The organism is Denitromonas halophila (genome assembly GCF_007625155.1).
In the GTDB taxonomy this organism is placed as follows: Bacteria; Pseudomonadota; Gammaproteobacteria; order Burkholderiales; family Rhodocyclaceae; genus Nitrogeniibacter; species Nitrogeniibacter halophilus.
Window position 1 is genome coordinate 188295 of sequence record NZ_VMNK01000015.1, and the last position, 17650, is coordinate 205944.

11 protein-coding genes and 1 pseudogene are annotated in these 17650 nt (G+C 64.5%); 5 read left to right on the plus strand and 7 right to left on the minus strand.

Features of this window, described 5'->3' with window-relative positions:
- The first annotated feature begins 273 nt into the window (after positions 1-273).
- The gene (locus tag FHP91_RS15365) at positions 274-3654 is read left to right on the plus strand and encodes an EAL domain-containing protein (RefSeq protein WP_186301577.1); all 3381 of its coding nucleotides are present in this window, start codon (positions 274-276) and stop codon (positions 3652-3654) included.
- A 22-nt stretch (positions 3655-3676) separates the two neighbouring features.
- On the opposite strand, the gene FHP91_RS15370 is transcribed toward FHP91_RS15365, so the two are convergent.
- Both FHP91_RS15370 and FHP91_RS15375 read right to left on the minus strand, forming a co-directional pair.
- A complete protein-coding gene (locus FHP91_RS15370) occupies positions 3677-4153 on the minus strand; it encodes a DUF302 domain-containing protein (RefSeq protein WP_144310423.1) in 477 nt (158 codons plus the stop codon).
- A 96-nt stretch (positions 4154-4249) separates the two neighbouring features.
- The gene (locus FHP91_RS15375) at positions 4250-5422 is read right to left on the minus strand and encodes a porin (protein ID WP_144310424.1); all 1173 of its coding nucleotides are present in this window, start codon (positions 5420-5422) and stop codon (positions 4250-4252) included.
- Between the two features lie 430 nt (positions 5423-5852).
- On the opposite strand from FHP91_RS15375, the gene FHP91_RS15380 reads away from it, so the two are divergent.
- Entirely contained in the window at positions 5853-8648 is a 2796-nt protein-coding gene (locus tag FHP91_RS15380) for an AMP-binding protein (protein ID WP_144310425.1), read from the plus strand.
- A gap of 69 nt (positions 8649-8717) precedes the next feature.
- Here the strand turns inward: FHP91_RS15380 and FHP91_RS15385 are convergent, their stop codons facing one another.
- On the minus strand, positions 8718-10814 hold the full coding sequence (locus tag FHP91_RS15385) for a TonB-dependent receptor family protein (protein WP_144310426.1): 2097 nt from the start codon (positions 10812-10814) through the stop codon (positions 8718-8720).
- 122 nt (positions 10815-10936) lie between these two features.
- Positions 10937-11296 (minus strand): translation initiation factor Sui1, encoded by a 360-nt coding sequence (locus FHP91_RS15390; protein WP_144310427.1) that lies wholly within the window; start codon positions 11294-11296, stop codon positions 10937-10939.
- Between the two features lie 449 nt (positions 11297-11745).
- On the opposite strand from FHP91_RS15390, the gene FHP91_RS15395 reads away from it, so the two are divergent.
- A complete protein-coding gene (locus tag FHP91_RS15395) occupies positions 11746-12111 on the plus strand; it encodes a YajD family HNH nuclease (RefSeq protein ID WP_144310428.1) in 366 nt (121 codons plus the stop codon).
- Between the two features lie 252 nt (positions 12112-12363).
- Entirely contained in the window at positions 12364-12765 is a 402-nt protein-coding gene (locus FHP91_RS15400) for a hypothetical protein (RefSeq protein ID WP_144310429.1), read from the plus strand.
- 179 nt (positions 12766-12944) lie between these two features.
- Here FHP91_RS15400 and FHP91_RS15405 read toward each other — a convergent pair.
- A pseudogene (locus tag FHP91_RS15405) lies at positions 12945-13283 on the minus strand (zinc-binding dehydrogenase); the annotation flags it as partial.
- 118 nt (positions 13284-13401) lie between these two features.
- A complete protein-coding gene (locus FHP91_RS15410) occupies positions 13402-13926 on the minus strand; it encodes a TetR/AcrR family transcriptional regulator (RefSeq protein ID WP_144310431.1) in 525 nt (174 codons plus the stop codon).
- Between the two features lie 265 nt (positions 13927-14191).
- Between FHP91_RS15410 and FHP91_RS15415 the strand changes: the two genes are divergently transcribed.
- A complete protein-coding gene (locus tag FHP91_RS15415; protein WP_144310432.1) occupies positions 14192-16123 on the plus strand; it encodes an ABC-F family ATP-binding cassette domain-containing protein in 1932 nt (643 codons plus the stop codon).
- Between the two features lie 108 nt (positions 16124-16231).
- On the opposite strand, the gene FHP91_RS15420 is transcribed toward FHP91_RS15415, so the two are convergent.
- The gene (locus tag FHP91_RS15420) at positions 16232-17599 is read right to left on the minus strand and encodes an HD-GYP domain-containing protein (protein WP_144310433.1); all 1368 of its coding nucleotides are present in this window, start codon (positions 17597-17599) and stop codon (positions 16232-16234) included.
- Positions 17600-17650 lie beyond the last annotated feature (51 nt).

Here is a 17650-nt window from a genome sequence, read left to right on the forward strand (position 1 = left end):
CATGGCGCAAGCGCTACGATGGACGGTGTTGAGGTTGGTCAAGATGCTTCATCAGTCTTTCCTGTTAGCCTTTAATTGTAGCGATGAATATGGCGTTTCTTGCCATCGAACCGATCGGAATGCATACCAATCGGTTGGCGCGACGAAGAGATGTTTGGCCGTGTGCGACAGCACCAGTGCCTTTTTGTCGGGGGGAGTCGCGATGTTTTCATCGTCCAGGTATCGGTTGTTTTGGCTGGGGCAGGCGGGGCTTCGTCTGCGAGCGCTACGCTGATGACACTACGACGTTCGTTCTATGTGATGGCCTGTCTGGTCGCGCTGTTGTCGGTCGGCGCCGGGTATTGGCAGCTGGACGATAGTCGCGCCAAACTACAGGCGGTCGAGTGGATTCATGATGCCAACCGGCTCACCGATATGGCGCAGAAGGCCAGCGCCAGTCTGGCGATGGAGCGGGGAATCACCGCGGCCATCCTGGCCAATCCGGCTGATGCCAAAGCGTCGATGCTGGCCGAGATGCGTCGGACGCGTGCGGAGGTCGATGTCTTTCATGTGCAATTGAGTGCCGTCGCGGACACCCTCGCTCATCGCGACATTGCCCATCCCTTGTTTTCGAAATTGCGGGAAATGCGGCAAAGCCGCAGTGGCATGGAATCCTTGCGCGCCGATGTCGATGCCTTGGTGAACGGCGAGGACAGGGGGCTTGACGCTGAGCGCTGGATCGACCTGGTGACCGAGCGCATTGGTGGTTTGCAGGATCTGGCGGCGATCAGCATGCAGCCATTGCGAGACAATCGTTACACACTGGCCTCGGCGCTGGTGATCAAGGATGTGCTGTTTACGCTCAGTGAATACGCCGGGCGCGAGCGGGCGGCCATCGGCGTTGCCATTGCCCGGAATACGCGGCTGAGCGCGTACACATGGCGCGTGCTGGAGGATCAACGGGTCGTCGCCGATCGGGCGAGACATCGGGCGGAGGTGATTCTGTCGCATTTGCCGGTCACGCCCGATCTGGTGCCGGCGCGTGTTGCCTTCGAGGTCAATTATCTGGGGCGCTACGAGGCCCTGCGCGAACAGATTCTGGCCAGCAGTCTGGCGGGCGAACCGTATCCGGTCGATGCTGAACAGTGGTACCGCGAAGCCTCATCGGGGGTTGATTCCATCCTCGGGCTGTCCTCTGCGCTGAGCGCGCAGTTTGATTCGGATATCGCCGAGCTGCGTCGTCACGCCGTGACTACCCGGGGCTTGCTGGTGGTGCTGTTTCTGGCAATGGCGCTTTTGTTCGGTCTGGCAGTGCAGGGGGTGCGGCATCGTGTGCTGCGTCCGCTGCGGACGCTCGAGTCGGCGGCGGCAACCATCGCCGGGGGGGACTTGAGCCAGGCGTTGCCCGCCCAGCGGCAGGACGAGTTCGGTCGGCTCGGGCAAGCCTTCGAGCGCATGCGACAGACGCTGCAGGACGATCGGCTCCAACGAGAGCGCGACACCGAGGCATTGCGCAAGCTCAATGCCCTGATCGAGCAAAGCGCCAGCGCAATGATCATTACCGATGCCAATGGCGTCATCGAATACGCGAACACACCGTTCACCGCCATTACCGGCTATACGCAGGACGAGACCCTCGGCCGAAAGGCCGGTTTCTGGCGCTCGGGGCGTACCCCCGCGGCGCTGTACCGCCAGATGTGGGACGCCGTGCTTCAGGGCAGGGTGTGGGAAGGGGAGATGATCAATCAGCGCAAGAACAGCGAGCTGTATTGGGCCTCGACGATTCTCAGCCCGGTTCGCGATGCCACCGGGCGCATCACCCACTTCATCAGCATTCAGAGCGACATCAGCGAACGCCGGCGTATCGAAGAGCGACTCAACTTCCTGTCGGCTTACGACGAACTGACCGGCCTGCCCAACCGCAGCCTGCTCGCCGAGCGTTTTGCCGAGGCCGAGCGCAAGGGCACGATGATCGGCTTCGTCACCATTGGTATTGGTCGATTCAAGCGCATCAATGACAGTCTGGGTCGCGATGTGGGCGATCAGTTGCTCAAGGTGATTGCCCAACGGCTCGGCGACTGCGTGGATGTGGACGACACAGTATCGCGTCACGGCGGGACAGAGTTTGTCGTGATGTCGCCCGACCTCGTCCTGCGCGATGCCTTGCACGACAAGGTCACGCGCATCATTGAAACGCTGAATCTGCCGGTTGTCATCCAGGGAGAGCGTCTGCAGCCGATCATCAACGCCGGTATCAGCCTGATGCCCAATGACGGAGCGCATCTCGATGTGCTGCTGCGCAAGGCCACCATTGCCCTGCATCATGCCGAGCGCCACGGTCTCGGCGCGTGTCTGTGCACCGATGCGCTCGATCAGGACGCTCAGGAGCGACAGGCGCTGGAAGGGGCGCTGCGCGATTCGCTCGAATCGAGCGGACTCGAACTGCACTACCAGCCCAAGGTGGATCTGCTTACCGGTCGCATCGTTGGCGTCGAGGCGCTGGCCCGGTGGACCCATCCGCTCACCCGCGAACCGGTGTCGCCAGCGCGGTTCATCCCCATCGCCGAAGAAAGCGGCCTGATCCAGCATCTGGGCGCGTGGGCCTTGCGTCAGGCGTGCCGGCAGAACAAAGCCTGGCTTGATGCGGGATTGCCACCCATTGTGGTGGCGGTCAACCTCTCCGCAAACCAGCTGCGTCAGCCCAATCTGGTTGAAATCGTGGCCGAGATTCTGCGCGACACCGGCCTGCCGCCGTCGCAGCTCGAGCTGGAGCTGACCGAGAGCGCGTTGATGGAGAACCCGGCGCAGGCCAACGAAGTGTTGTACCGCCTCAAGGCGCTCGGTCTGCGTCTGTCAATCGACGATTTCGGCACCGGCTATTCCAGTCTCGCTTATCTCAGCCAGTTCCCGGTCGACCAGCTCAAGATCGATCGCAGCTTCATCAAGCAGATCGTCACCGACGCGGCCTCCGAGGCGATCTCCACGTCAGTGATCGCTCTGGCTCACCGGATGGGGTTGCGCGTCATCGCCGAAGGCGTCGAGACCGAAGAGCAACTCGCGTTTCTCAGCCGCCATGATTGCGACGAGATTCAGGGTTACTACTACAGCCCACCGATTCCGCCCTCGGCCTTTGCCGTGTTGCTTGCCAGCGGAAAGGAGCTGGCGCAGTCGGTGGCGCCGGAGCTGGAGCGTACCTTGCTCATCGTCGACGACGAGCCCGCCGTATTGGCCATGATGACCATTGCGCTGGATGGGCAGGGTTATCGCGTGCTGACCGCCAAGAGCGCCCGCGAGGCGCTGGCGCTGCTCGCTTGCAACGAGGTGCAGGTCATCATGACGGATCAGCGCATGCCAGAAATGGACGGTGCCGAACTGCTCAAACGGGTAGGTGTCCGGTACCCCCACACGCTGCGCATCGTGCTCTCAGGCTATGGTGATATCGAACATCTGCACAAGGCCGTGAGCCGTGGCGAGATCTACAAGTTCTTCACCAAGCCTTGGGATGAAGAAAGCCTGCGCAAGCAGGTGCTCGATGCTTTCCGTCACCAGGCCGAACGTGTCGCCTCACGCCACGGTGCCAACGCGCCGGTGACATGGCGCCGCTGCGATCCGGTCACGCCTGCATCTTCTCGTCATTTCACTCTGGTGCAGAATCCAAAGGCGCGTGAGCGATAGGCGCGGCGGCCACTTGGACCACTCAGCGCCTTGCCGGAAAATTCTCCCGCACCCGCTGCGCGATGCGCTCCAGCACGGCCCGGCCGGCGTCGGCGCCGGGTGAGTGTCCGCCGGGCGGGCGAAAAACGAGATGGATGTGCGCGTCCTCAAGCGATTCGAGTTGGTACAGGCCGACGGTGAGCGGGCAATAGGCAATGCGTTCGGGCGCTTCGTTGACCAGTAGCGCGGCGACTTGAATGCTGCAGAACGCGAAGACTTCGGCGTGGCGATAGGGCGTGGCGCCATGGTGCAGGTCGGCGTCGGTGCGTGCGAGCATCTCGCCAAAGTTGCTGACGGAGGCCACGCGCAGGCCTTCGTCGATGATGGCGTCGGTGACGGCGATGCGTGCGGTCGCGTAGTCGCTGGTGTTGAGGCGTTGATGGACGATATCCTCGGCGTGGGCGACCGGTGTCAGGTTCAGGGCCAGTGTGATGGTGAGGGCGGTGACGAATCGGGGCATGGGCGCCTCCCGGGGGATGTGACCGGATTCTACCGTTAAAAAAAACGGCGCCCGAAGGCGCCGCGCAAGTCGAGGGAGACTGTCTTTTTCGTGCTCCTAGAAAAAGACGATGCCCCCGAGGGAGATGGTGCGGGTCTTCAGGTCGCCGTTGCCGCCCGAGTTGATGGCGTCGGGGCCGCTGGACTTTTCCTGGTTGAATTCGCCAACCAGGGTGATGTACTTGTTGAGCGTGTGGTAGATGCCCAGGGTGGTGCCACGGAACTTGTTGCTGCCGGTCAGCGTGCCGCCCTTGTCCTTGTTCTCGCCGTAGTTCAGGCCGATCTTGGTGGCGCCGAACTTGTAGGTGCCTTGCAGGAAGTAGCCCGAGCTGTCGGTTTCACCGTAGGGCGAATGGAACAGTGCGCCGACGGTCGACAGGCCGAGGCCCTTGCCGTTGAAGCCATAAGCCAGTGCTTCGAATTGGCCAAAGGCCATCTTGGCGCCCAGTTCGAAACCACGGGCACTGAAGGTGTTGGTGTTGCTCAAACCTTCATCGGTGTCCTGATGGATCAGGCCGCCCCAGACCGAGCCCGGGTTGCTGCCGGTCCAGTCGTAGCTGGCGATGGCTTGCAGACCCGGTGTGGAGGTCTCGCCGCTGCCGATGAAGTCGCTCGGCTGGAAGATGCCGACCGAGGCCGAGAAGCCGCTCATATTCGGCGTGGTGTAAGTGATCTGCGGCTGGAAGCCGGTGTACATGTAGCCGTGGGCGATCATGCCGAAGGTGGTGTTGTACGGGATCGAGGCGCCGGTGGTGCCGCCCAGGCCAAGCAGGGTCATGTCGGACAGAATGACTTTCTGCGCGAACAGACCGATGTCGCGACCGATCTTGACCGTACCCATGTTCTCGTTACCGAACTGGAAGTACAGGTTGCGAGTATCGATCTGCGAGTACGGGTCCTGGCGGCCGCTTCCGCTCTTGCTGATCGGCAGACCGACCACGCTGGAGTCGTTGTTCAGGCCCGGGGCAAAGCCGACGTGCGCCTTGATGTCCAGTCCTTCGGCCTTGGTGGTGAACACGAAGTTGATCCAGCCCGGCAGCAGGCCGTTGGTGATGCCCGAGTTGTTCACCTTGCCGCGGTCGTCTTCAGTGGTGCGGAAGGCGTAGAAACCGTTGACCGTGGTGTTGATGTCCAGCGTCTTGTCGCCGTCGGTAAAGCTGACAGCGCTGGCACCGCCTGACGCGGCGATGAGGGCCACGCCGATGGCGCGGGCGATGAGCGTTTTTTGCATGTGTTTGTCTCCAATGCATGGTCTTTATGGAATGTCCGCGCCAGATGCGCAGTCGCCTCCCTGTGACGGATGTGCTCCACCGTCGTCACGGCGCAAGTCATAGGTCGCGATCTTCGTGCCCGCGGGGCGCACAAGGCCTTCAAGGCGAGGCGGAGTGGGCGCAAAACGCGCGCCGATGCGGCTTCCAGCGAAACACGCATGCCGTCGGAATTCGGGGCGGTGACGCGTGGGCTGTACAGCGAATGGACAGTGTTGCTGCGCGATGGGGCAGGTGCCCGGTGGGCAAGGTGGTCAGTGCCATCACGGCCTACCGTCTGCATCGGTCGGACCGTGTCGCGTGCTGGGGGGCTGTGTCGCAACGGACGTGGCTTGCCCGGTCTTGGGCGCCGGCGGTAAGGTGGGTCACCCAAGGCCACCCTCCGGAGACGACATGGCACAGACGCCCGGACTGGAACACCCGCACGATGCCGACCGGCTTCTGCAACTGGTCGATACGGTGCTTGGCGAGTTGCGCCCCGGCGCCCGGCTTCATGCCGGACTCGACAGCCAGCTGGACCGGGATCTGGGGCTCGACAGCCTGGCGCGGGTTGAGTTGCTGGCGCGGGTCGAGCGCGAGTTTGCGGTTCAGCTGCCGTCCGACGTGCTGGGCAACGCCCGCACGCCGCGCGATGTGCTTGCGGCCATGGCGGTTGCGGGCTATACGCCCTCGCCAACCGCCCATGATGACGCCCGGCTGGCGGTGCCGGCGCATGTGGCTGGCTTGCCCGACGAGGCGCGGGGTCTGGTCGACGTGCTCGATTGGCATGTGAGGCGCCATCCCGAGCGTACCCATGTCACCTTTTATCGTCAGCCTGATGCCACCGAGACCCTGAGCTACGCGCAGCTGGCCGAGGCGGCCCGCGGTATTGCTGGCGTCTTGAGCGCCGCTGGGGTCCAGCCGGGCGCCTGTGTGGCGCTGATGCTGCCGTCGGGGCCGGACTTCTTTCGGTGTTTTTTCGGCATCCTGATGGCCGGTGCCGTGCCGGTGCCGATGTATCCGCCGTCACGACCCGCGCAGTTGGAGGATCACCTGAATCGTCAGGCCGGCATCTTGCGCAACTGCGAAGCCCGGGTGCTGATCACCTTCGATACGGTCCGCCCGCTGGCGCGGATGCTGATCGGCTTGTCGCCAAGCCTGCGCACCGTCCTGACGCTGGCCGATCTCGATGGCCCGTCCATGACGCCGACGCCGACCGCGGACGACGCGCTCGCCCTGATCCAGTACACCTCGGGTTCGACCGGCGACCCCAAGGGCGTCATGCTCAGCCACCGCAACCTGCTCGCCAACATCCGGGCCTGGGGGCGGGCGACCGGGCTGGGTTCCACCGATGTGGCCGTCAGCTGGCTGCCGCTGTATCACGACATGGGCCTGATCGGCGCCTGGCTTGGCAGCCTCTACCATGGCTGCCCGCTGGTGCTAATGTCGCCGCTGGACTTTCTCGCCCGGCCCGAACGCTGGCTGTGGGCGATCCACCGCCATCGCGGCACGGTCACCGCGGCGCCCAATTTCGCCTTCGAGCTGTGCGTCAAGCGCCTCGCCGACAAGACGCTGGACGGGCTGGACCTGTCCTCCTGGCGGCTCGCGGCCAACGGCGCCGAGCCGGTCAATGCCGACACGCTGGACCGCTTCGCGCAGACCTTCGCCCGCTACGGCCTGCGCCCGGAGGCGTTGGCGCCGGTCTATGGCCTGGCCGAAGCGACGGTGGGGTTGTGCGTGCCGCCGCCGGGGCGCGGGGTACGTGTCGATCGGGTGGCGTCCGAGGCGATGCGCAGTCGGGGCCTGGCCGAACCCGTTGCCGAGGGCGCAGATGCGCTGCGCTTCGTCGCCTGCGGTCCGCCCTTGCCCGAGCACCGCGTGCGCGTGGTCGACAGCGCGGGTCGCGCGCTGCCCGAGCGGCGCGTCGGCCGGCTCGAGTTCAGCGGTCCGTCGGCCACCCGCGGCTACTACCGCAACCCGGCGGCCAGCGCCAGATTGTTTGACGGCGACTGGCTGGTGACCGGCGACTACGCTTACCTGGCCGATGGCGAGGTGTACATCACCGGCCGAGAGAAAGACCTGATCATCCGCGGCGGGCGTAACTTCTATCCCTACGACCTGGAGCAGCTCGTCGGCGAACTGGACGGCGTGCGCAAGGGCTGCGTGGTGGTGTTCGGCGTGGTCGATACGCAGGCGGTGGACGAGCGGCTGGTGGTGGTCGCCGAGACGCGGGAGGCCGATGCCGGGCGCCGCGCCGCACTGGAGCAGCGCATTGCCGGTGCCGCCGTCGAGCAGATCGGCATCCCCCCCGATGTGGTGGTGCTGGCGCCGCCGCATGCCGTGCTCAAGACCTCCAGCGGCAAGCTGCGGCGCGCCGCAGTGCGCGAGGCCTACCTGAACGGCACACTGGGCACCGCGACCCGACCCACCTGGGTGCAGGTGGCGCGGCTGCAGCTCGCCAGTGCGGCGGGGCGGCTTGCCGGTACGATCAGGCGGGTGCGTGAGCTGGGCTACGGTGCCTGGGTGTGGGCGGTGTTCTGGTTGCTGGCGCCGCTGGCCGCGCTGGCCATCTTCACCTTGCCCAGCCTCGGCGCACGATGGCGGGTGACGCATTGGCTGGCGCGCGCGTTTCAATGGCTCAGTGCCTGCCCGATGACCGTCTCCGGTCTTGAGCACCTGCCCGCTGGCCCGGTGCTGTTTGTCGCCAACCATGCCAGCTACGCCGACGGGCTGGTGCTGGGCGCTGCGCTGCCAATGCCGGTGGCTTTCGTGGCCAAAGGGGAGTTCAAGCACAACCGCGTGATGCGCCCCTTGTTTGAGCGCATGGGCGCACATTTCGTGGCGCGCTTCGATTCGCGTCAGGGCGTGGAAGACGTCAAGACCATGGGCGCGATCGCCCGCCAGGCGCCGCCCCTATTGTTCTTTGCCGAGGGCACTTTCGGCAGCAGCCCGGGGCTGCGCGGGTTCCGCCTCGGGGCGTTCCAGATTGCCACGCAGCAGGGCCTGCCGGTGGTGCCGGTGGCCATTGCCGGCTCCCGCCGGATTTTGCCCTCAGGCTCGTGGCGCCCGCGGCGCGGCCCGCTGTCGATCACCCTCGGCGCGCCCATCGAGCCGCAGGGCGAGGGCTGGCACGACATGCTTCGGCTGCGCGATGCGGTGCGACGGGCTATCCTGGTGAACTGTGGCGAGCCGGATGCGGGTGATGGATAGCAGCGTTGCCCGCCGACATGGCAAAGGCCCGCCGAAGCGAGCCTTGTGCCGTCGTTGCGTCGCTGATGATCAGTCGAAGGCGTAGCGTGCCGACACCCCGGCGAACCAGCCAAAGCCGCTGCCCGGTTCGTAGTAGCGGCCATTGCCGTCGCCGACGATGACCGAGCCGACGTAAGTGCGGTCAAACAGGTTGTCGAGGCGGACCATCTCGGTCAGCTTCCATGCGCCCATCTTCTGTTCGGCCGTCAGGCGCAGGTTGAAAATGGTGTAGGCCGGCGCGGCGCGCTCGGTGTTGGTGTCTTCCACATACACCTTGCTGCGGTACTGCGTTTCCAGCGCGGCCGACAGATCCTGGCGCGGCTGCCACACGATCTCGCCAAAGGCGCTGGTGGCCGGAATGCCCGGCATGCGCGATCCGTCGGCCACGCTGTTGCTGCCGTTGGTGAAGGCGCCGTCATAGATGGCGCGCAGCCAGGTCACGGCCAAGCGGGCGCGCCACTGCTCCGAAAACTCCGAATCCAGCGCGATCTCCATGCCCTGGCGCAGGGTTTTGGCGGCGTTGGCGTACACGGTGCGCCCGCCGGAGGAGCTGGCCACCACCAGCTCGTCGTCGGTGCGGATCTGGAAAATCGCTGCGTTGAGGCGGGTGTCGTCGCTCAGGAAGGCCTTGGCGCCCAGTTCGTACTGAATGCTGCGCGCCGGCTTGAGGTCAAAGTTGAAACCGCCGCCCGCGCTGGCGTAGGACATCTCGGTGACGGTCGGCGTCTCGAAGCCGCGCGCCGCGCTGGCGTAGAGATTGAGTGCCGGGGTGACGGCCCACAGCACGCCCACGGCCGGGGTGGTCTTGCGATAGCTCACCTCGCCGCTGCCGTCGGCGTTTGACAGATAGGCGTCGTCGACCTCGTATTCCACATGGCTGTGGCGCAGACCGGCCTGCAGCGTCACGTCGCCGAGCTTCCAGCTCGCCTGCGCGTAGGGGTCGAGGCTGGTGACGGTATTGATTTCGTCACGGCGCAGATTGCCTTTGACGCCCAGCGTGGTGCCGATGAAGTTTTCGTAGCCCTTGCGGTCGTCTTCAGAAAAGTCGTAGTCGAGCCCGCCGGTCAGGGTCAGCTCGCCGGGGCCGGCGTTGAGCGTGTGAATCCAGCGCGCACCAAAGCCGTGGAAACTGCGGTCGAAGTCGACCACGCCGCCGGAGTGCGACGGCGCCGCCTGCACAAAGCTGGGGATGGACAGATACTGAGTGACGCTGCGGGTGCCGGCGTAGGCGTTGAACTCCAGCCGCCCGGCGCCGAACTGGCGGGCGTACTGCAGGCCGCCTTGCATGTGGTCGATATTTTTACGGGTGTTGTAGGTGGTGGCGTTGCTCTCGACCGCGCTCGGGTCGGCCTTGAAGGTCGCCCACTTGAGGCCGAGCGGGTCTTGAGTACCATTCTGTTTGAGCGAACTGACGGTGAATTTGAGCGTGCTGTCGGCATCGGGCACAAAGCTCAGCTTGCCGAAGACCTGGTCGCGGGTGACCGCGCTGTGGTCGCGGAAACCGTTGCTGTCAAAGCGCGAGGTGTTGAGGATGTAGCCGGTGTCGCCCACCGCGCCCTCGGCGCCGAGTTCGATCTTGCTGGTACCCCACGAGCCGCCGGTGACGCCGGCTTTGAGGCTGGGCGCGCCCTTGCCGTCACGCGAGAAGAGCTGGATCACGCCGCCGGAGCTCGCGCCATACACGCTGGAGAAGGGCCCGCGCAGCACTTCGATGCGCTCGGCCGTGTCGAGGTTGAAGGTTGCCGCCTGGCCCTGACCGTCCGGCGTGCTGGCCGGAATGCCGTCGGTGATCAGCTTGATGCCGCGCACCCCGAAGGCCGCACGTGTGCCGAAGCCGCGCGACGAAATCTGCAAGTCCTGCGCGTAGTTATTGCGGTTCTGAATCACCAGCCCGGGCACGCCCGCCAAAGCCTCGGAGGCATTCACGCCCAGTTTGCCCTCGCCGATGGTGCGGCTGTCGACCACGTCGATCGAGTAAGGCAGATCAAAGCTCGCCGCCTCGGCGCGGCTACCGGTGACCACCACCGGGTTGAGGACCGTGGCCGTGTCGGCGGCCATCGCGCTGCCGGTAAAGATGGGCAGCAGAGCAAGGAGCAGGGGGCGGGGAGTGAAAGCAGCTTGGCGCATGGCGTGGGTCCGTGAGGGTTTCTGTCAGTGGCCTCAGTGTGCCGACGCCTCGGCGCTGCCGCGTCCGTGTGGGGGGCGTGCGCGACTCATGAAAATCATGATTCGTGCGCGGCGGTGGAACGTCAGCCGCCCGCGCGCTTGACCGTGAAGCCATCCTTCTTCAGCGCCTCGATTACCCGCTCGCAGTGATCGCCCTGCACCTCGATCACGCCGTCCTTGACCGTGCCACCGGTGCCGCAACCGGCGCGCAGCTTCTTGCCCAGCACCGCCAGTTCCATCGCGTTCAACGCTACGCCGCGCACTACCGTCACCGCCTTGCCGCCGCGCCCCTTGGTCTCGCGGCTCACCCGCACAATGCCGTCGCCCGCTGGCACGGCTGAGGCGCTTTTGCAGCGGCAGTCTGTCATTGGCTGGCGGCAGTCCGGGCACATGCGGCCGGTTTCGGTGGAATAGACGAGCCCGCCCGCGCCGGATTTACGCATGGTGTGTTTCCTCACTATCAACAATGCCGGCGCAGTCTATTACGTGGCGCGGCACGATTCCAGTGCCGTGGACTTGCCCACAGAAACTGTGGATAAGTGCCTGAGCAAGTCAGACAAGCCCGGCGCGCGTTGGCGTTGCAGGGGGCGCCACAAATTGAGGCAGTACGACGTTGATGGTCTATGATCCTGAAAACGGCAGTTGACCGCTGGTGCGTGCAAGCAAAGATTGGCGAAAACGAGCGATTCCGGCGTCGAGCCTGATCATTTGGTGGGCGTAGACGCTACGCACCCGATTGCACGTCTGGCGATCACGCTGGCTGCGTTGCTCCTCCTTACAGCGGGCAGGCTGTGCGTCGTCGCGCCTTGCCAGCCTGCCCGCCAGACGCACACTCGGGTGCGTTCAACTACCGTTTCCAGGATGATTCAAACGAACCGTTTCGAGTGCCGATATGAAGACCCCCGACCCCAGCAAACTCGACCGCATCGTCGCCGATGCCCGCCGCGCCGCTGACACCCGTAGCCAGGGCTACCGCGAGCGCGCGCTCAAGATCTACCCCTGGATCTGCGGCCGCTGCGCCCGCAGCTTCACCCACGTCAACCTGCGTGAACTAACGGTCCACCACCGCGACCACAATCACGACAACAACCCCTCCGACGGCAGCAACTGGGAGCTGCTCTGCGTGTATTGCCACGACAACGAACACCAGCGCCAGGCCGAAGCCCAGGCCGGCACCAGCATGCAAACCGACCGCGGCCCGGTCGCCACGCACTCGCCGTTTGCGAACTTGAAGGGCTTGCTAGGCAAGGGCGATTGAGAAGCACCGACCGGCGGCTGCGAAGCGGGTTCGGGGAAGCGCTTGATTGACTGTTGAGTCCCCGCGCGAGTTTTCGACCCAGTCCGGTCGTTGCCGGGGTCATGTAGGTTGGGTTGAGCGCAGCGAAGCCCAACATTCAGCCGTGCAATTGTGGAACGCCGAGCGCTGGACTTCCTTCGTCAGCCCAGCCTACGCTCGCTGTTGTAACATGCCAAACACATTTTATTTTGGCTGTTGCATGAACCTTACGTCATGGGATCAGTATTTTTTCTTTCGGTGGTTTTCCTGTTTGTGGGTGTCCCACTGCTCATCATCTATGGTTGTTATCGTTCGGATTCCAAACGGCACGATCGATTGGCGAACGAAGCGGGACAGAGCACTGAAGACCGATCGGGCGAAGGCTGCACGCCACAGCCTGAAGGGCCATTGTTTCGTCGAAGCACCGTTTTATTCGGCGTATCCGTTCTTACGCTTGCCCTCGCCGTCGAAGGCTGGCTTCATCCAATCCCGCCGTCGACGCATCGCACCCTCTTAGCTTTTGCTCACATGCTCCTTGTCCCGATTTTCGGGAACTACACTGACGCAGCCTTCATGCTTATGGGGTCGGTATTTTTCTTTGTGATAGCGCAGCGCGGCCGTGCAGCAGGTAAGTAGCGGTGGGCCCGCGTAGGGCGGAAAAGCGAAGCGCCTTCCGCCGCATTCGGTGATTGGTGCGGAGGCATTCGGCGGATGACGCGTCGCTGATCCGCCCTACCTACATCCGGGGGCTTCTGGTCGATCGCAATGTTTGCGGATATGCGTTCACGCCTTCTCGAATCACCCCGCGCGCAGGTCTATTGAGCATCCTCCCGAATGCTCAACACAATCTTCCCGACATGCTTCTTCTCAAGAAACACACGCTGCGCCTCGGCGATCTGCTCGAGCGGAAAGCGGTGCGCGACTACCGGGGCGATTTGGCCTTGCTCGATCCGTTGGATCAGCGCGGCGAACACGTCGGGGCCGAGCACGGTGCAGCCCAACAGGCTGAGGTCTTTGAGGTAGAGGGTGCGCACATCGAGTTCGACGATGGGGCCGGCGATGGCGCCGGAGACGGCGTAGCGGCCGCAGGGGCGTAGCACTTCGAGATATTGCGGCCAGTGCGGGCCGGCGACGAGGTCGATGACGACGTCGAGCGGATCAGCACTTCGCCGGGGGCGGGTGTGGGCACGGGCAGGTCGGCGCTGAACTTCAGCATGTCCATGTCCCCATGGCCGATGAGTTGGATGCCGCGCATGGTGGTGGCTTGGGGGGTCATGAGAGGTTTCCTTCGGTGAGTTGAAGTGCGGCGTGTTCCGCCGCGTGAATGGCGTGCTCGCCCATCAAGGGCCAGGCGGCCGAGGCGCCTTCGTGGAGCAGGAAGAGGGCTGGTGCCACGTCGGGCCGACCGCTGAGTTCGGCGAGGAGCTGGATCATGTCGCGCTTGTGCTGGCTGACCGCATCGACGATGTCAGGATGGCCGGGGAAGGCGACAAAGGCGCTCATCGACAGGCAACCGTGAGGGGCGTCGTTTTTCATCCACTGCCCGAGGCGCTGAAAAAGGTGCACGAGCGCGGCCTTGCCGGGGGCGGGCAGGCCCTCGCGCAGGAAATCGAGATAGCGCGCATGGCGGTGGGCCAGCGCGCCGATGACCATGGATTCTTTTGACGGAAAGTGACGGTACAAGGTGCGCAGGCTGACTTCGGCGGCCGTTTTGAGCTCGGCCACGCTGGGCTCGGCGAAGCCGCGATGGCTGAAGGCCTGCTCGAGGCGCGAGGCGATGTCTTGCTGGAGGCTCATGGCGATGTCGCAGGTAGAATGATTGATCTACTTTTAGGGTAGAGCAAACGTTCTACCCCGGTCAACGCCGTGCTGGCTGCGGGTGTCGTCGCTGCATTGCATCAAAATGATTTCGCTCATCGTGTGCAACCGCCGGTCGGCTTGATTGACGGCAGTTGCCGTGGGCGGGGATACTTCCGCCCTTGCCGTCCGGACGCTCGCCCGGCACGCTTCTTTTTCCGTCTTGCTGCACGCTGTTGCCAGACCCCGCTGGAGTTTCACCCGCATGATCATTCTCAAAGGCGTCACCCTGCGCCGTAGCGCCAAGGTGGTGCTGGACAACGCTTCGGCGACTTTGAATCCCGGCGAGAAGGTCGGTCTGGTGGGGCGTAACGGCGCGGGCAAGTCGACGCTGTTTGCGCTGCTCAACGGCACGCTGCAAGAAGACGCTGGCGATTTCAGCGTGCCCGCGCAGTGGCGTATGGGCCAGGTGGCGCAGGACATGCCGGAGACCGACCAGTCGGCGACCGACTTCGTGATCGAGGGCGACACCGCGCTGGTGGCGGCGCAGGCCGAGGTGCATGCGGCCGAAGCCGCCGACGACGGCGAGCGCATGGCCTATGCCTATATGGCGCTGCACGACGCGGGCGCACATGACGCGCAGGCGCGCGCACAGGCGCTGATCCTCGGCCTCGGCTTCAAGACCACCGAGTTGTGCAACCCGGTGAACAGCTTCTCGGGCGGCTGGCGGATGCGTCTGCAGCTGGCGCGGGCGCTGATGTGTCCGTCCGACCTGCTGCTGCTCGACGAGCCGACCAACCACCTCGACCTCGACGCCCTGGTGTGGCTCGAAGCCTGGCTCAAGCGCTATGCCGGCACGCTGCTGGTGATCAGCCACGACCGCGAATTCCTCGACGCGATCACCGATGTGACGCTGCATATTGATCACGCCAAGCTCACGCGATACGGCGGCAACTACAGCACCTTTGAAGACACGCTCGCGTTGCAGATGGAATTGCAGCAGAACGCCTACGCCAAGCAGCAGGACAAGATCGCCCACCTGCAGAAATTCATCGCCCGCTTCAAGGCCAAGGCCAGCAAGGCCAAGCAGGCGCAGAGCCGGGTCAAGGCGCTGGACCGCATGGACCGCCTGGCGCCGGTGCTGGCCAATGCCGACTTCACGTTTGAATTCAAGGAGCCGGCCAACCTGCCCAACCCAATGCTGGCGATGGACTCGGCCTGCTTTGGCTACCCCCCTGCCGAGGACGCACCGGCTGGTTCGCCGTCGACGGTGATCGTCAGCGGCGTGAGCAAGTCGGTGATGGCCGGTGAGCGCATCGGCATTCTCGGTGCGAACGGTCAGGGCAAGTCGACGCTGGTGAAAACCATCGCCCGCGCGCTCAAGCCGATCAGCGGCGATGTGATCGAGGGCAAGGGCCTGAACATCGGCTACTTTGCCCAGCAGGAACTCGATGTGCTGCGCCCCCTCGACAACCCGCTCGAACACATGGTGCGCATGGCCAAGGAAGGTGTGCCGGCCGGGCAGAGCGGTCGCGAGCAGGATCTGCGCACTTTCCTCGGCACCTTCAATTTCAGCGGCGACATGGTCAAGCAGCCGGTGGGCACCATGAGCGGCGGTGAAAAAGCCCGCCTCGTGCTGTGCATGCTGGTGTGGCAGCGCCCGAACCTGCTGCTGCTCGACGAGCCGACCAACCACCTCGATCTGGCCACCCGCGAGGCGCTGTCGATGGCGCTTAACGAATTCGAAGGCACGGTGATGCTGGTGAGCCACGACCGCTCGCTGCTGCGTTCGGTGTGTGACGAGTTCTGGCTGGTGTCGCGCGGCGGCATCGAACCCTTCGATGGCGATCTGGACGACTACCAACGCTACCTGCTCGACGAAGCCAAGCGGGTGCGCGAGAGCGTCAAGGAATCGGTGAAAGCCGCCAAGCAGGCTGCGCCGGTCGCTACCGCGCCCGCGCCCGTCAAGAAGGACAGCGCCGAGCTCAAGGGGCTCAAGCGCGATCTGGGCAAGCTGGAGCAGGCCATTCTCGACCTGCAGACCAAAAAGCACGGTCTTGAGGCGCGCCTGGCCTCGCCCTTGTCCGCGCAGCAAATTGGCGAGATTGGTGTCGAGGTGCAAAAACTGACTGACGAGCTGGCCGCGCATGAAGACCGCTGGCTGGAACTCTCTGAGCAGATCGAAGCGGCCGCCTGAAGCCTGGTGACTCATTGCGTGGGTCCAGCGTTCAGTGATGCCGAGTGAAGCCATTGCAGGCGTCACCGAGTATTGTTTTGCCGCATGTTGATGAGGGTGAGGGACGCTTCAGGATGCCAGTGCGACGGTGTCCGGCTGCGCGGTGTTCATGCGTTCAAGCGCAGCCTTGAGCGATTCGAAACAGCGTACGTCGATGGCCGTGCCGACGTTCTCGGCCATGATCTCCAGCGTTTTCGGAATCGGGATGGCGCCGCGATAGGGCCGCTCGGCGGTGATCGCGTCGAAGATGTCGGCGGTGGTGATGATGCGCGTCTCCAGGGTGATCTGTTCGGCGCTCAGGCCGCGTGGGTAGCCGCCGCCGTCGAGTCGTTCGTGATGCGCTGCGGAGACGCGGGCGAGCTCTTCGAAGGCCGGAATGCGCATCAGAATGGTCTCTGTGTGGGCGGCATGCCGCTTCACCGCGGCCCACTCGGCGTCATCGAGTTTGCCGGGTTTGTCGAGGATGGCGTTGGACACACCCAGTTTGCCCACGTCGTGCAGCAGCGCGCCGCGTTTGAGCCAGCGCCGGCGCTCGGCGGACAGGCCCAGCGACTCGGCGATCATGTCGGTGTACAGCGCCACGCGGGCGCTGTGGCCCGAGGTGTAGGGGCTCTTGGCGTCGACCACCTGACCGAAGGCGGCGGCGATTTCGTCGAGGTAGTCATCGTCGAGCGCCACTTCGGTGCGCCCGGGTTCAAGGGCGAACACCGCAGCGTCGAGCTGCGGGTCGTTCAGCATGGCCCAGAAGGCCGGATCGGCTGCGATGCGTTTGAGCGCGGCGACCAGCGACGGGTCGAACCAGCTGCCGGCACGCTCTTCCGCCTCGGCCAGTGCGGCGTCGGCGCCGTCGGCGGTGTGAAACACATCGACAACCTGCGCCAGCAGCGCGATGCGCGCAACCAGTGGAATGTTGTCGCCCGCCAGGCGATCCGGCCGGCCGTTGCCGTTCCAGTGCTCGTCGAGCGAATGCACGCCCATCGCCACCTGTTCACCAAAGCGCAGCTGGCGGGCGATATCGGCACCGCGCTGGCAACGGGTCTGGATCAGCTCCTGGGCGATCTGCTCGCCATCGCGGAAGATTGTCATCATGGCGCGAAAGCGCTCGGCCAGCCCGGTTTTTAGGCCGGTGTGACGCAGCACGAAGTTGAGCACTTGCGGCAGGCTGCCGTCGATCAGCTTGAAGTCGCGCTTGAACTGACGGTCATCGGCCAGGTACAGCTCGCAGATGCGCGCGGCATTGCTGCTGCAACCCAGATCCTTGAGCAGCAGCGTGTAATACAGCTCCCACAGATCGGCGTCGTTCATTCCGATCTCGCGGCCAATGTGCGTGCCGATCCAGCAGCAGCGCACGCAGTGGCCGGGGGGCTGGCCTTCGGTCATGTCGAGCGCGTGACTGAGCGCCCCGATGAGTTCGGACAGTTTGAGTGAATCGGGCATCCGCTGCCGCTCCTGCATTGCTTGAGGCGATGGGCCTCCATGCAATGCTTA

Excerpts from the sequence above, each read along its gene's own strand:
- FHP91_RS15365 (WP_186301577.1), top strand. The coding sequence starts at position 274 with ATGACACTACGACGTTCGTTCTATGTGATGGCCTGTCTGGTCGCGCTG.
- FHP91_RS15370 (WP_144310423.1), bottom strand. The coding sequence starts at position 4,153 with ATGCCCCGATTCGTCACCGCCCTCACCATCACACTGGCCCTGAACCTG.
- FHP91_RS15375 (WP_144310424.1), bottom strand. The coding sequence starts at position 5,422 with ATGCAAAAAACGCTCATCGCCCGCGCCATCGGCGTGGCCCTCATCGCC.
- FHP91_RS15380 (WP_144310425.1), top strand. The coding sequence starts at position 5,853 with ATGGCACAGACGCCCGGACTGGAACACCCGCACGATGCCGACCGGCTT.
- FHP91_RS15385 (WP_144310426.1), bottom strand. The coding sequence starts at position 10,814 with ATGCGCCAAGCTGCTTTCACTCCCCGCCCCCTGCTCCTTGCTCTGCTG.
- FHP91_RS15390 (WP_144310427.1), bottom strand. The coding sequence starts at position 11,296 with ATGCGTAAATCCGGCGCGGGCGGGCTCGTCTATTCCACCGAAACCGGC.
- FHP91_RS15395 (WP_144310428.1), top strand. The coding sequence starts at position 11,746 with ATGAAGACCCCCGACCCCAGCAAACTCGACCGCATCGTCGCCGATGCC.
- FHP91_RS15400 (WP_144310429.1), top strand. The coding sequence starts at position 12,364 with ATGGGATCAGTATTTTTTCTTTCGGTGGTTTTCCTGTTTGTGGGTGTC.
- FHP91_RS15410 (WP_144310431.1), bottom strand. The coding sequence starts at position 13,926 with ATGAGCCTCCAGCAAGACATCGCCTCGCGCCTCGAGCAGGCCTTCAGC.
- FHP91_RS15415 (WP_144310432.1), top strand. The coding sequence starts at position 14,192 with ATGATCATTCTCAAAGGCGTCACCCTGCGCCGTAGCGCCAAGGTGGTG.
- FHP91_RS15420 (WP_144310433.1), bottom strand. The coding sequence starts at position 17,599 with ATGCCCGATTCACTCAAACTGTCCGAACTCATCGGGGCGCTCAGTCAC.